The 14,845-nt window shown below is 43.2% G+C and carries 12 protein-coding genes; 4 read left to right on the forward strand and 8 right to left on the reverse strand.

Going from position 1 to position 14,845, the window contains the following annotated elements; all coding sequences use genetic code 11:
- Nucleotides 1-6: 6 nt before the first annotated feature.
- The gene (locus WC407_RS01740; RefSeq protein WP_373020534.1) at nt 7-831 is read right to left on the reverse strand and encodes a thiamine-phosphate kinase; all 825 of its coding nucleotides are present in this window, start codon (nt 829-831) and stop codon (nt 7-9) included.
- Between the two features lie 142 nt (nt 832-973).
- Between WC407_RS01740 and WC407_RS01745 the strand changes: the two genes are divergently transcribed.
- The 4 genes from WC407_RS01745 (at nt 974) to WC407_RS01760 (ending at nt 5,938) form a co-directional block, all read left to right on the forward strand.
- The gene (locus tag WC407_RS01745) at nt 974-2,167 is read left to right on the forward strand and encodes a GGDEF domain-containing protein (protein ID WP_373020536.1); all 1,194 of its coding nucleotides are present in this window, start codon (nt 974-976) and stop codon (nt 2,165-2,167) included.
- A gap of 177 nt (nt 2,168-2,344) precedes the next feature.
- Complete coding sequence (locus WC407_RS01750) at nt 2,345-4,057, forward strand: FAD-dependent oxidoreductase (protein WP_373020538.1); 1,713 nt, start codon at nt 2,345-2,347, stop codon at nt 4,055-4,057.
- An 11-nt stretch (nt 4,058-4,068) separates the two neighbouring features.
- Nucleotides 4,069-5,046: a succinate dehydrogenase/fumarate reductase iron-sulfur subunit gene (locus WC407_RS01755; RefSeq protein WP_373020540.1), complete on the forward strand. Its 978-nt coding sequence runs from the start codon at nt 4,069-4,071 to the stop codon at nt 5,044-5,046.
- Between the two features lie 10 nt (nt 5,047-5,056).
- Nucleotides 5,057-5,938, forward strand: coding sequence for a CoB--CoM heterodisulfide reductase iron-sulfur subunit B family protein (locus WC407_RS01760; RefSeq protein WP_373020542.1), 882 nt, complete (start codon nt 5,057-5,059; stop codon nt 5,936-5,938).
- Between the two features lie 116 nt (nt 5,939-6,054).
- Here the strand turns inward: WC407_RS01760 and WC407_RS01765 are convergent, their stop codons facing one another.
- From WC407_RS01765 to aroB, 7 genes are all read right to left on the reverse strand, one after another.
- On the reverse strand, nt 6,055-8,121 hold the full coding sequence (locus WC407_RS01765; RefSeq protein ID WP_373020544.1) for an EAL domain-containing protein: 2,067 nt from the start codon (nt 8,119-8,121) through the stop codon (nt 6,055-6,057).
- A gap of 114 nt (nt 8,122-8,235) precedes the next feature.
- Nucleotides 8,236-8,760 carry a molybdopterin adenylyltransferase gene (gene mog, locus WC407_RS01770; RefSeq protein WP_373020546.1) on the reverse strand — a complete coding sequence of 175 codons (525 nt, stop codon included), beginning with the start codon at nt 8,758-8,760 and terminating at the stop codon, nt 8,236-8,238.
- Nucleotides 8,757-9,275: a pimelyl-ACP methyl ester esterase BioV gene (gene bioV / locus WC407_RS01775; RefSeq protein ID WP_373020548.1), complete on the reverse strand. Its 519-nt coding sequence runs from the start codon at nt 9,273-9,275 to the stop codon at nt 8,757-8,759. Before bioV ends, mog begins: the two co-directional genes overlap by 4 nt.
- Nucleotides 9,262-10,923 carry an AAA family ATPase gene (locus tag WC407_RS01780; RefSeq protein ID WP_373020550.1) on the reverse strand — a complete coding sequence of 554 codons (1,662 nt, stop codon included), beginning with the start codon at nt 10,921-10,923 and terminating at the stop codon, nt 9,262-9,264. Before WC407_RS01780 ends, bioV begins: the two co-directional genes overlap by 14 nt.
- Nucleotides 10,898-12,142: a tRNA (N(6)-L-threonylcarbamoyladenosine(37)-C(2))-methylthiotransferase MtaB gene (gene mtaB, locus WC407_RS01785; RefSeq protein ID WP_373020552.1), complete on the reverse strand. Its 1,245-nt coding sequence runs from the start codon at nt 12,140-12,142 to the stop codon at nt 10,898-10,900. Before mtaB ends, WC407_RS01780 begins: the two co-directional genes overlap by 26 nt.
- Nucleotides 12,139-13,773, reverse strand: coding sequence for a mechanosensitive ion channel domain-containing protein (locus WC407_RS01790; protein ID WP_373020554.1), 1,635 nt, complete (start codon nt 13,771-13,773; stop codon nt 12,139-12,141). The genes mtaB and WC407_RS01790 overlap by 4 nt, the downstream gene beginning before the upstream one ends.
- Nucleotides 13,770-14,825 carry a 3-dehydroquinate synthase gene (gene aroB / locus WC407_RS01795; RefSeq protein WP_373020556.1) on the reverse strand — a complete coding sequence of 352 codons (1,056 nt, stop codon included), beginning with the start codon at nt 14,823-14,825 and terminating at the stop codon, nt 13,770-13,772. Before aroB ends, WC407_RS01790 begins: the two co-directional genes overlap by 4 nt.
- Nucleotides 14,826-14,845: the final 20 nt, after the last annotated feature.

Raw genomic sequence — 14,845 nt, forward strand, 5'->3', positions numbered from 1 at the left:
TATATCCTAAAAATGATGCGCTTTACAGCGATTAATAAACTTTCCGCGTCTTGCGGTAGCAACGATACGAATCGGAGTACGCGTATGCAACGCAATCCGTCGAACGGTTTTTTCATTCCGGGGCGAAAATGCAATGAGCATCTCATACTCCTCTCCGCTGCATCCGATAGATTTGGAGATGTGCTTCTCCCATCGGATACCGAGGCGATTCAGCGAACAGAGTTTACTCATATCACTAAAGAGACCATCCGAAATATCCATACCGCACCGTAGATACGGACGGGACTCTTGGATAAATTTTTGACGTAAAATCGGCTTTACAAACCGGCTTTGCGTATGCACCTTTCCTCTGGCTAAAAGATAGCGTAACTGCTTTACTGATTGGCCGATTACACCGGTATAAGCAATTTTATCTCCGATTTTAAGCCCATGACGCATAAGCGGCTTTGCCGAATCCGAAATAATCGTAATAGATATATCGAGTTTAACGTTGGCGATGGTATCGCCTCCGATAATCTCAATCCCATACGCATCAGCACTCTCTTTAAGACCCCGCGCAAGCTCATCCATTGCATGCCGATTGATGGTAGAAGGCATTGCAATCCCTAATAGCGCGTAACGTGGAGTCGCATTCATAGCGATCGCGTCAGAGACATTAATAATCATTGCTTTAGCACCGATTTGGTATGGGGTGAGCCAAGTGCGTTTGAAATGGACATTTTCAAAAAAAACATCTTTGCTGTAAACCGCACGCCCCAACACCGCACCGTCATCCCCGATCTTGGAGTGAACACTTCTCATAGCGTGGATAAAATATTGCTCACTGTTCACTATTCGCCCACTACAACTCTAATTAATTACTCTATTATAATAAAAATTGGGTAAAGTATGGATTAAGAGTTTCGTATTAACGTATACGTGATAAAATAATTCTTCATAAAGATAGACAAAAATTACTGTAAAAGGATTGTGCTTGCACCTCTCAATTCACAAAATCTTTTCAAACCTCAAACTATTTTTGTTGCTTCTAGCTGCCGGAATCTTTTTTTTAACGTTAGAACTTTTTCATTTAGACGAATATGGAGAACGCTTAACTGCCCTAAAAAATCAACATATATTGATAGAAAAAATCATTACCAATTCTACAGCTGATCTAAAAATGGCTTCTATCGAGATAAATGGGGCTCTCTCTGAGATAGTCCTTTCGGTTAAACATTCAGGAGAAGAAACGTTTTTAGATTCTATTTTTGCTTCGAGTAACGACCAAATTTCATTAATGCAAACGTTATCGACCTCTTCTCAAAATTTTCAAGACAGCACACTATTTTGGATCGAGGCAATGCCCTCTGCACGTGATGCTATGCACACACGTATGATGCAATCACGCACCATCTATCTCGGAGATATAGACCGTATGATGGATTACCAGATACACATAATGAGTAAAGTAGCTTCTACCACAAAATTGACGGCTATAGTTATTTTTATCTATATCTTTATAATTTTCTTTCTCTACCACCGTCGACTCAATCAAATTTATCACGATATTGACCAAGCGTGTGCCTTAGATTTGGAGGGGACAAAAGCGAGTGTTTTTACTAAAGAGTTTGATTTTGTCCTTAAACGGCTTGCGCGCAAATCGTCACAAACAACTACCAGTCCTGCGCTATTACACCCTGCCAGCGGTTTAAATAACGAGAAAGGACTCATCATAACATTTAATGCAAAAAAAGCTGGGCGAGCAGCGAATACCCTGTTCTTATGCGCATTTGAAATTGATCACTACACTTCCCTTGTTAATTCCCTCACGAAAGAGGATATGGCCGCTATATTCAAAAAACTAGGCGATATTATTTCCATGTACGAACAACCGTTGGACACAATTGCTCATTTGGAGAATGACCATATAGTTTTTTTCCTCTCTCGGAATAGCAAAGAAATTGCATTAAGTGAATGCGATAAAATTATTCAGTCGGTTGCAGAATCAACGTTCAGTACGACTAAAGGCCCCATCAAAATTACTTTGAGCGCCGGATTTCTTTTAAAACCACCAGTTAAATCTCTTGAAGACATCATTGAAGAGGGGATCAAACTGATCGAAAAAGCCAAAGAAACCGGTGGGAATCGGATCGCACAACTCAGAGGGCGAACCGACTCTTATCGATAAAACGTCGTAGACTGTAACTTTTCCACTCATTATGAGCGTGCAAGAGTTCCAGTTTGTTACTATTTTGGACAAGACTCCCTACTTTCCAAAACTCTACGCTCACATAACTGTTTTTAATCTTGCCCAAGGAGCGGCACGCTATAATCGACAAATAGATTTTACACTCAAGGATGGCGTATGAGTATTCCCGTTTATACTTATGATGCGGTGATCGTAGGAGCCGGCTTAGCCGGATGTGCTGCGGCTCGTGAATTGCAAAAAGCAGGTAAAAAGGTAGCCGTAATTACCAAGCTTCATCCCCTGCGCTCTCACTCCGGTGCGGCACAAGGCGGCATCAATGCCGCTTTCAGCGAAGCTGACAGCGTTGAACTTCATGAATTTGATACCGTAAAAGGGTCCGATTATCTCGCAGATCAAGATGTCGTTCAATTTATGTGTGAAAAAGCACCCGAAACAATCCGATGGGTTGAGCGCATGGGTGCGGCATTTAGCCGTAACGCTGATGGCACTATTGCACAACGCCCTTTTGGCGGACAATCTTCACCTCGTGCCTGTTTTGCAAAAGACCGTACCGGCTTAACATTGCTCCAAACCATATACGAACAAGCATTTCGTGAAGGTGTTGAGTTTTGGGACGAATGGTACGTTGCCGACTTGCTTTATACTGAGGGAAAAGTATACGGTGTAGCTGCCTACAACATCCGAAACAGCGAAAAAGCGATTTTCAATGCCAAAGCGGTCATGTTTGCAACCGGCGGTTACGCGAGAGCATTTAAAATCAATTCCAATGCCCACGCCAATACGGGTGATGGGTTATCTCTTGTTGCACGCCACGGTCTCCCTCTCGAAGATATGGAATTCGTTCAATTTCACCCGTCAGGACTTTCAGGAAACGGTGTTTTGATTTCTGAAGCGGCTCGCGGTGAGGGGGGAAAACTCCTTAACTCACTGGGTGAGCGTTTTATGGAAAAATACGCTCCTAACGCCATGGAGCTAGCGTCACGGGACGTTGTTGCCCGCGCTATTATCCAAGAGATCCGCGAGGGTCGCGGTGTAGGCCCACGTAAAGATGCCGTCTATATTGACCTTGTCCACCTTGGTAAAGAAAAAATCATGGAACGCCTTCCGGAACTTCGCGATCTCGCGATCACATTCCTCGGCCTTGATATGATTAAAGAACCGATCCTCATCTCGGCTACGGCGCACTACTCTATGGGCGGTATTCCGATGGATAAACTGGGACATGTCCGCAAAAATAATACGGAGTTTGTAGAAGGGTTTTATGCTGCAGGTGAATGTTCATGTTCATCCGTCCACGGTGCGAATCGCCTTGGTGCAAATTCCGTTCTTGAAGCTTTATTGTTTGGCCGTTTTGTCGGTAAAACAATGGTGGATGAAGTGGATAATATCCCGTTACGCCGTGCTAGTGTCTCTGATGCTGAACGGATGGTCGACGAGATGGAGTGGATATTGACGAATAACGGGCAAGAGTCTGTTTCTGTACTTCGTGATGAGCTCCAACAATCGATGACAGATAACGCAGGTGTTTTCCGAACGGCTGATACCCTTATTGCACAAATGGCTATTCTAAAAGATTTACGTAGCCGTTATCAGCATATCCGTATTGCCGATAAATCAAAAATCTTTAATACTGAATTGCAAGAAGCGATCGAATTCGGGCATATGCTTGATTATTCTCTTTTCATCGTAGCCAGTGCCTTAGATCGCCAAGAAAGCCGTGGTGCACACTTCCGTGAAGATTTCCCTACACGTGATGATGAAAAATTCTTGAAACATACCATGGCGTATATGGATGAGTCAGGCAATGTAACCCTTGATTATATGGATGTCACGCTGGGACGTCATGAACTCAAAGCTAGATCATACTAAGGAAGAGCGGCATGGATACACTCAAATCACAACAGGTGACATTTAAGGTCTTCCGTTTCAACGAAGAGACCGATTATCTCCCTTATTACAATACCTATGTCCTCGACGTAACACACGAAGAGGTTGTACTCGATATTCTCAACCGCATTAAATGGGATCACGACGGTAGCCTATCGTATCGCCGAAGCTGCCGCCACGGTATTTGCGGCGTCTGCTCCATCAAAGTAAACGGTAAAGCTATCTTAGCGTGTAAGTCACGTCTATTTGATCTCGTTAATGTTTTCGGTAATGAAATTATCATCGAACCGTTGAGCACTAAGCGGGTCATCAAAGACCTCATTATTGATAAAAAAGATTTCTGGGACAAACACGCACAAGTCCAACCTTATTTGGTGAGTGATATCGAAGAGCATCCGGCGCAAGAGCATCTTGTCAGTCCACACGATGCAGAGATGCTGCTCGAAGCTGATTACTGCATCCAGTGCGGAGCATGCCACTATTCATGTCCGTCCCTAGCAATCAATGAAGAGTACATCGGGCCTGCTGCATTTGCTGCAGCGTACCGTTTTTCTGCCGATGTGCGTGATGAAAATGCCCTCAATCGCCTTCACACCGTAAACGAAGAGGCTCAAGGGGTTTGGGATTGTGTCAAATGTATGGAGTGTGCCGAAGTTTGTCCGAAAGAGGTCAATCCGATCGAAAAAATTACCAAACTCCATAACATGATATTCCAAGCCAATATTGCTAAAAACAATGTTGCCACACGCCATGCCGTTGGATTTGCCCACTCTATCGCTAAACACGGACTCCTCGATGAGGGGGAACTCGTCCGTTATTCAGAGGGGAATATTGGTGTCCTAAAACATGTTCCGGTCGCACTTAAAATGTTTACTAAAGGTAAAATCGTATTGCCATGGAATATGCCAAAAGCAGATAAATTAGATGAGATCAAAAAACTTATCAAATCTTCATCAACAGCAAAGTTTTAGGGAGTAGTCAATGGAAAAATTAAAATATGCACTCTTTACCGGCTGTACAGCAAAAGAGAGTACGCCAGAGCAGATGATGTCGACTCTGGCAGTTGCAAAAAAACTGGGAATTGAGCTTGTTGAGCTGACTGAAGCTTCTTGTTGTGGAGCTTCGCACTTACAAGATTATGATGACTTTTTATCTTTGGTTTTAAATGCGCGTAATATCGCGTATGCTGAAAAACACGCTCTTACAATGGTTACCATTTGTAATACGTGTCAGCTCAATACCGCTATGACCAAACACCGTCTTGATCATAATGCAGAGCTAAAAGCAAAAGTAAATGCAAAACTCGCAGAAGTTGGATTGGAGTACAAAGGGACTTCCCAAATCACCCATTTCCTATACGCTATCATCGATGATTTCGGTCTTGATAAAATTAAAGAGATGGTTGTGAAACCTTTGAGCCAATTCAATATTGCCCCTTTCTATGGTTGTCACAATATTCGTCCCTCAGAGCTTCAAAACGAGTCTCATAAAAAGCATGAAAACGCTTATGCACCCACTTCACTTGATGACCTTATCATCGCATGTGGCGGCGCTAATGTCAATTATGCCGAGAAAAACAAATGCTGTGGTTTCCATGCCGAACTTCAAGCTCCGCATACTGCAGCAGTATTGACAGGTAATGCCGTTGCCGGAGCAATGGATGCGAATGCGGACTGGATGGTCACTCCATGTCCTCTTTGTCATCTCAAACTTGATACCCAAACACACCATGCTTCCATTGCAATCGGTCGCGAAGTTTCCCTTCCGGTGCTTCATATGCAACAGATGGTAGGTCTTGCACTCGGTTGTACGCCAGCTGAGCTTGGACTAAACCACCACGTTACCAAAGTCGATTTCGTTTAAGCTCTTCACCCTTATGGGTGTAGACCTTCTTAAAAGTGCTATTTTAAGTGCAGTTTTACCTCTTTTATTTCATATCGAGCATACGCGATTAGCTAATAATCATCTTAGAAAGTATATTATCCTACCAATGGTTCTGGCTTTCCGATATGATACCCCTGTACAAAATCAATTCCAATTTCTATGACTTTATCTAAAATCTCTGCGGAAGAGACAAATTCAGCAACCGTCCGAATATTTTGGCGTTTTGCAAACTCTGTAATCAATTTGACAATTTCCTGAATATTAACATCTGTCTCAATATTACGAATTAACGAACCGTCAATCTTAATAAAATCGGTGTCTAATTTGAGCAGATACTCAAAATTGGAATAACCCGTTCCAAAATCGTCAATCGCTAATAAAGAACCGTAGCTCTTTATCAGTTTAATAAAGTGTAGAACTTCATTAAACTTTTCAATCCCTTCCGATTCAACCAATTCAAATATTACCGGCATTTTAGAACTCTTGGTTGCCAATTTTTCCAAAATAAGCGAGACTATCTCCTCATTAAGAATATCTTCTATCGTAATGTTAATCGAAAATGTTTTATCCTGATACCTGTTAATAAGCTCAAACGATTTAGTAATAATTATTTTTGACAATTCCACATACTGTTTTGATTGCTTAGCCGTATTGAGAAAATGAAAAGGGGAAATAATAGTCCCATCCTCCTCTATAAGACGCACAAGACACTCATATTTATCTATCGAGAGCGTACCGCTCGAAGCAATAGGCTGACAAAACACACTAATACGGTCTTGTTTCAATGCATGTTGCAATTTTACGGCACAAGCCATATTGGTACGAACTTCTTCTTCTAATCCCAAAGATGGAGTATAGATAACAAAGGGTTTATCATGCTTTTTAGCGAATCGTTTAGCTAAATCACACGTAGACAATAATTTGCCACTCTCTTCTGCAGAGAGACTCGCCGTGACCCGTAAGGTAATCTCTTTATCTTCGAATAAAAAATTTTCTCTATGTGATTTTTCAACAAAAGTACGTATTTTTGTTTCAAAATTTTTCTGATCATCTTTAGCGGCTAGAATAGCGAATTGATCACCGTGTAGTCGGTAATAATGGACATCTTCTCCAAATTCTTCTGTTAAGCGACGGGCAAACTCATGTAACAAGCGGTCACCAAATTCTAATCCGTAAAAATCATTTATAGTATTAAATTTATCTATATCAATGTAGCTTAATAGCGGATAATCTACCGTGATTATCTCTTTTAATAATTTCAACCGGCTTCCAAACCCTGTCATCTCATCGATATACGCTTGGCGTCTTAATGCCTCTTTCTGCTTCATCAATTGGGTAATCTCATGACGAATCGCGATATATTCGATAATTTCCCCTTTTTCATCAAGAATTGGAAGGATAGCAATATCGACAATATAAGCTTCTCCACGTTTATTCCGATTTTTCAGAATCCCCTTCCACACTTTTTTGGCCGTGATCGTGTCCCAAAGTTCTTTGAAGGTCGCATCGGTTGTATCGGGGTGACGAAGAATACTATGCTGTTTGCCAAAAACCTCATTGGCGGTATATCCTGAAACCGTACAAAAACGGTCATTAACGTAGATGATTTTTCCATCGCTATCAGAGATGGAAACAATACTGTTCGCATCCAAAGCATCTTTGTAACTTTGCAGCCTTGAAACATGTTTTTCCAATTCACGAGTACGATCCTGAACCATCGTTTCAAGCTCTAGATTGACTTGTTGTAACTTCTCTTCAAATTGAAATCGTTCAGTAATATCCCGCACGATGGCAATGTTATAGTCGATTCCATGGTAATGGACAACAGAAACATTGGCTTCAACCGGAAATTCGCTTCCGTCTTTACGCATGAGAATAGAGTAATCTGTTAGACGCCCTTTCTCTTTTAATTCTTGAAGATGAGTTAAAAAAAGCTCGTTTTCTTTAAGTGGACGACGAAACCCTTCAACCCCGATTGAGCGCATTTCTTCAAGTGAATAGCCGAGCATTGTTTTGGTCGTTTGATTGATATATTCGATATATGCGTTATCAATACGTATAAAAAAAACCATGTCGTGTGATTGATCGATGAGACTGCGAAACAGATCAAGTTCGTCAATCCCGTCGTTATTGTCTGATGAAATAGTATTTACCCCTGCCATATATTCCTCTTTGACGACGTAATGAATATTTTATCATAAAAAATTACAATGTTATCACGTTATAGACTAAGCCAACCCTGCATAAGGCAGTTAGGAGATAAGGAAAATTAATATTTACTGCTTCGGCCGAAACGCCTTGATAACTTCTTCATTGCACTCCAGATACGGCCCTTCAATCAGATCGATACAGTACGGAACAGCTGGAAACACAGCGTCCAGACATTCACGGATCGATTTGGGCTTACCCGGAAGATTGATGATAAGAGACTTACCTCGAATTCCTGCGCTCTGACGGGACAAAATTGCCGTAGGAACGTATTTAAGACTCACCTGACGCATCAGTTCGCCAAACCCAGGCATCATCTTCTCGCAGACCTTTTCCGTCGCTTCAGGGGTTACGTCGCGCAATGCGGGACCCGTCCCTCCGGTAGTGACGACGAGACAGCACCCCTCATTGTCACACAGCTCGATCATCGTTTCTTCGATGGTCGCCTGAACATCAGGAATACAGCGGTAAACGATCTCATGCGCTGACGTCAAATAATCGCTCAAAGTCTCCTGAATGGCTACCCCGGATATATCTTCATAGATTCCTGCACTGGCACGGTCTGATGCAGTTATAACGCCTATTTTAATCATTTGCACTCCTGTAAAAAATGGTTAGCTCCCCGTATCGACGTGACCGTCGCGTAAGGGATAAAAAATTCTCTGGCTCCCGCCACGTCAATAACACGGTCTTCAAGTCCCAGATAGACTTCGGTCCGTATCCCTTTGGCTCGAATGGCGCTCATGAGATCAGGCGTCCACTCAAAATAGAGCAATTCACGTAACTGCTCCTCGGATGCATCGGAATCGAGTTCAACCTCTCCCACCGGGCACGGGGCAAAACAGCTCTCGATAAATTTCTCGGTATATAGGACGCTGTCTTTAAGATACCCTGCCACCTGAAGCCGTTTAAACGACTCTTTTTGGGTTTGAAAAAACGCGGGGGAAAAAAGCTGTAGAGTATCGATACGTTCATCGCTATCAGCCGCAAAAAGTGCCGCATGAATCGCCCCGTAGCTAAATCCTGCTACGCAATAAGCACTTTTTTTTAAAAAACTCTCAAAAAACAAGTGGTCATTACGAAGTGAAAATCCACTATGAAATATCATTCATGGTCGCTTGGGCAAGAGCTTTGGAAATCTGCTCGTATTCATTTAAAATCTCTTCAAGGGCATTAATAGCATGTTGATGACGGGTCAAGAGGGTAAGGGTCTCTTGATAGAGTCGATCCAATAATGCCGTTTCATCCTCCTGCGTCGGAATCAAAGAACGGCCCATTCCATACTCATACACCATCGAATGCACCATCTCATATACGAGTTTTAAATCATGCGATGCATTCGAAGCATGTTCACCGAAACGAAGTTCACACGCTGCGATACCGGCCAAGTGAATCCGAACGTGCGCTTCAATCTCGTGTTTCAACAACGGCTCTGCACTCGGAGGGGTGATATTTTCATTACTAAGGGTGATCTTCTCGTACGGAAGATCAAACCATGTCGCAGCAAATACCCGTCCTGCTTGGTATCTAGCATGATAGAGACGCTGTTCAGGAGTGAGCATTGCAATTTTTTTCTTTCCGAACATCACTTTGTCTTTGACCGCTAAAAAGTGTTCAAGGCGTACTTGAAACTCACGTTGACGTAAACAAAGGAGCGCCGCTTCGTTCACCAATGCAGCGAGTGAGGCACCGTTAAAGCCCACCGTCATTTTGGCAATCTCTTCAATATCCAAATCGTGCGGAACAGAGTGCAAGTATTTACCGATAATCGAAACACGCTCGCTTGCGGTGGGTAGTTCAACAAAAATACGACGATCGAACCGTCCTGCGCGAAGCAGTGCGGCATCCATTACTTCAATGTTGTTGGTCGCGGCAATAACCACAATACCGCTGGTCTCTTCGAATCCGTCCATCTCGGTGAGAAGTTGATTCAAAGTCCCCTCCCGCTCTTCGTTTCGTCCGCCGTCTCGTTTTTTACCGACGGCATCAATCTCATCGATAAAAATAATGGCGGGGGCATTTTTCTTGGCGGCAGAGAAAAGTTCACTCACCCGTTTTGCCCCCATACCGACATAAATCTGGACAAACGAAGCACCGCTTTGGTAGAAAAACGGAACATCCGCTTCAGCAGCAACCGCTTTGGCGATCATTGTTTTACCGACGCCGGGAGGGCCGACCAACAATACCCCGCGCGGCATTCGTGCCCCGAAACTGTAGTAGCGCTTAGGATTGCGGAGGAAATCAATGATCTCTTCAAGTTCCTCTTTAACATCAGTAATACCGCCGATATCACTAAAATGGACATTCGACTTTGCCGGAGAAACAGTGATCGGAGTCGTATCCGCACTCTCTGTTGCCTTCACAACGGTCGGTTCAGGTGCAGCATCATCAAAAAATCCGAGCTTTGTCTTCCATGCCCAATAACCGCCGCCACCCGCAACAATCAAGAATAGGATAAACCAACCCCATCCCGATCCCCCTTTAGGCTCAATTTTAATATGTCCGGCAATTTCTGGAGGTAGCTGGGAAGAAGCGATCTTTACGACCCCTTCATCTTTGGTCGAGAGATAGGTATATCCCTCATCCGTGAATGCTTTTTCTACTTGATTTGATTCGACGAGACGAGATGCTTCGTCAAGGGTTACCGTCTTAGTCCCATCGCGTAACAGAGCATACAACAGCAACAAGAGGATAATTCCCCCCGAGACGACTAAGATCAGCTGATTACGGTTAAAGTTTGGCCATGTTATGTTCATTGTGTACCTCATAGTGTTCCAAAGTTACCCAGTTTCCGCTGAGATCCTCGTCCGATTCAATCTCCACTTTATTATAAAATTGATCGTATCCGCTGTAGATTCCATCCGATTCGGACTCGACCAGTACCTCTAGGGGAACCTTAACTTGATGACGAAAAGCAAGATTGTTAGCTTCGATAGATGCGGTGAGTTCTTTCATCCGCTCACTGGCAACGATGCCATTGACTTCAGGTTTCATCGTAGCACTTGGAGTTCCGTCCCGCTTAGAGAATGTAAAGGGGTGGATATGGGTGAGATGAAGATGATTTAAGTTTCCCATAGCTTCCCCCCATAGTGCATCGGTTTCACCCGGATGACCGACGATAAAATCGGTCCCAAGAGCAAACCCTTTCGCATGCAGCATCCCGAATAACTCCCGATCCGTGTCGTGGCGATTACGGCGATTCATAATACGAAGCATAGCATCTGAGCTGTGCTGAATGGCGATATGCAGATGACGCTCCAACCACGGCTCGTCTAAAATCTCCCGAAATGCTTCGTTGATCTGGATCGGTTCAAGACTTCCGACACGGATACGGCGTACCCCTCGAATAAGAGACATCTTCTGCATCAAAGAGGCAATATTTTTCCCCTCACCCTGTCCGTAACTACCGACATTCGTCCCGGTTAGGACAAATTCTCCGAATCCGTTCCCTGCTAAACGGCTCACTTGTTCTAAAATCTTAGTCTCATCCATACTCCGGGCGTCACCACGCACAAAGGGGATAATACAGTAACTGCAGCGGAAATTGCACCCTTCTTGAATCTTGATAAAAGCGCGCGATTTTCCGACGAACTCATCCACGATCGCATCATCAATGTAGTTCAGATCACCGATTTCGTAAAACCGGTTCTCACTGGATAGGAGCGTATTAATCTTCATTTTTTCCGATTGTCCGAATACCCCGTGTACTTTTGCAGCGCCAAAAAGACTCTCCCCTTTGGTATGGGCGCCGCATCCGGTTAAAAACACTTTTTTCGCCTGCCGCTCGATTTGGTTGATGTATCCTCGTACACTGACGTCCGCACCGTTGGTTACCGTACAGGAGTTTACGACGACGATATCGGCTTGTGCTTCATCTTCGGTGACCTCGTAATCTTTGAGGGCACTCATCATCACCTGCGAGTCAAACACGTTGGTTCGGCATCCGAAGGTTTTAAAATAAACTTTTTGCTTCATGCTTCTTCCATCGGAAGTTGTACTTTGGGTGGAATCGGCCCCGTATAAAAGGTCTGTGTCGGATAGGCAATAGTAATATCGTGTTCAGCGTTAAATGCATCAATAATATCAGCAGAAATGGTACTTCGCAGCGTTAATGTAGCGTAAGCATTCGTAAGATACCATGCACTCACTTTTATCCCGTTCGGCTCAATAAAGGTAAATATACGCGGTTCGACGTTTGTATTCTTCAAACTATAACGGTCACGCAGTTTATTCAGTTGCTTACGCGTAATATCGGTATACCCTTTAGAATATTTACGGCAAATCTCTTTCACTAAATGGGTCGCTTTTTTATGATTTGAGTCAAAAGTAATAATAATATCTATCCCATCCCAAACTGTCTTGAGTGCGCCATGGGTATAATTTGCGATCAATGACGTAAAAATATAATTGTTTGGAACAAAAATGATTCGTCCCCCGCGGCGATTGTGTTCGACCGTCGTCAACGTTACGTCTTCTAAAATAGTTATCCGCTGAAGTGAAATATCCAAAACGTCTCCTAGATAAATCATCCCGTCTTTCTCTACCCGAATACGATCACCGACATGAATCGCTCCGCCCACAATAATGACCAACCATCCCAACGCACTCATGAACCAGTCACGCATAGCGATAGCAAGACCCGCAGATGCAAATCCAAGTACCGTAGCCAAATAACCGACATTATCAATATACGTGAATATGAAAATCAAAATAATAAGGGTAACATTGATAAATGTCACAATTTTATTTGCCGTATAAAATCGTTCGTTATCTGTAATATAACGTTTGGCGATACGCTTTAAAAGAAGCGAAAAAGCAAAAAGAACCACAATAACAACACCGATATTTAATAGTTTATATATTTGATCTTTAATCTCTTTATTGATTTTTGCTTCAGTTGATTCAATCCGTTTCTCATACACATCGGCAGTCGATATCAATGTCTCCAAGGCAAGTTTAAATTTTTCTACCTGCAGCAATGTTGCTTCGAGCTCTACCTCGTAGTCTCCCTTCGGATTTAAAAGAGTCATCTCTTTATATAGGGTAACTTGCCGTTCCAACAACGAAACAACCTCTTGCAGCTCCTCTTCGCGTAAAACGTAATCTTTATACTGGCTGTTGATCCGTTTGACGTAAGAAAGCCCTGTGACTATTTCAAATGGATTTGTAATAGTGGGGAGTTCTCCTGCTTCATCGGGTCTAAGGAGTGACACAAACGGGGATGTCCCCTGCGCTTTCAGCAATTCCACCTGATCGGTAAGAATCTTTTCTTTGGCTTGTAGGGCTTCGGATTCAAGCTTACGTTCGACAGTCGATGAGCGGTCTTGCAGTTGCTCAATCCGCCGTTTCACCTCACGGAGGTTTTTACGCGATTCTTGATACGCCATATAGGAGTTGTAACTCTTGATCCAAATGCTGCTCCCTTTGGAAAGCTCTTTTTGGATTTTTGACAACTCTTCCTGATCATTTTTGAGTTCAACCTCTTTAGCTGCAGCCTCCTGCTTGGCTTGAAGGGCTTTTTGCTCTTTTAGCTCTTTTTTGGTTGCAGCATGGAGCATACCTGCAGAGGTAAAAAAGACAAGTAAAATAGCTAAAAATATTTTCACGCAATCTTTCCTGTAAAACCTAAAAGGATCGTTTTAACCTGTTCGGGGACAATCTTATCCGTAATTTCTACCCCTCCAATACCGTTGGGAAGGATAAAGGTGATAGCACTGTCGGCACTTTTCTTATCCAAGAAAAATGCTTGATAAAATTTCTCAACATCGGCAATCGGATAATCAAGCGGCAAATCATAACGGGCAAGGAGATTTTTCACCCGAGTAGCCTCTTCCTCACTCATCAATCCCGTCGCACACGCGAGTTCATTTGCCATTACCATTCCTATGGCAACACTCTCCCCATGCAAATAGGTCTCATACTTGGTCTCATTTTCAATCACATGCCCGAAAGTATGCCCATAATTGAGTGCCGCGCGAAGCCCCTGCTCTTTTTCATCTTCTTCGACAACACGGGCTTTGGTCTCAACGGCTTTACGGATTGCAACAGAGAGATTATCTCCCTCACGCAAATCATGCGATTCAAGCCATTCAAAGAAAGAGCTATTGAAAGTGACGGCCATTTTAACGATCTCGGCGACACCCGCCCCAAACTCACGTGCAGGAAGGGTACTCAAAAAAGCCGGATCGATATAAACCGCTTTGGGCTGATGAAAGGCACCGATAAGATTTTTACCGAATTTGTTGTTAACTCCCGTTTTCCCCCCTACACTCGCATCCACTTGAGACAGAAGTGTCGTAGGGATCTGAATAAAATCGATTCCACGGTTATAAAGACTCGATGCAAATCCTCCCATATCACCGATTACACCACCGCCAAATGCAATAAGGTGCGATTTTCGGTTTAACCGGTGGTCAAACATCCGATCCAAGATAAATTCGATATGGGAAAGTGTTTTGTATTGCTCACCATCAGGAATCGTGATGATGTAAACTTCCTTTGCACTTAAACGTGAAAGTAACGTCTGTAAATGTAAACCGGCTACTTTCGGATTGGTCAAAATAGCCACTTTTCCTGGAAATTCCAGTAGAGGCAATTCACCGATATGAATAGAATAAGAGTCATCAATTATGCGGTTAAGGGTAATATCTATCTTCATAAAAAGCCTATAGAAATGAA

The organism is Sulfuricurvum sp. (assembly GCF_041651515.1).
Lineage (GTDB): Bacteria > Campylobacterota > Campylobacteria > Campylobacterales > Sulfurimonadaceae > Sulfuricurvum.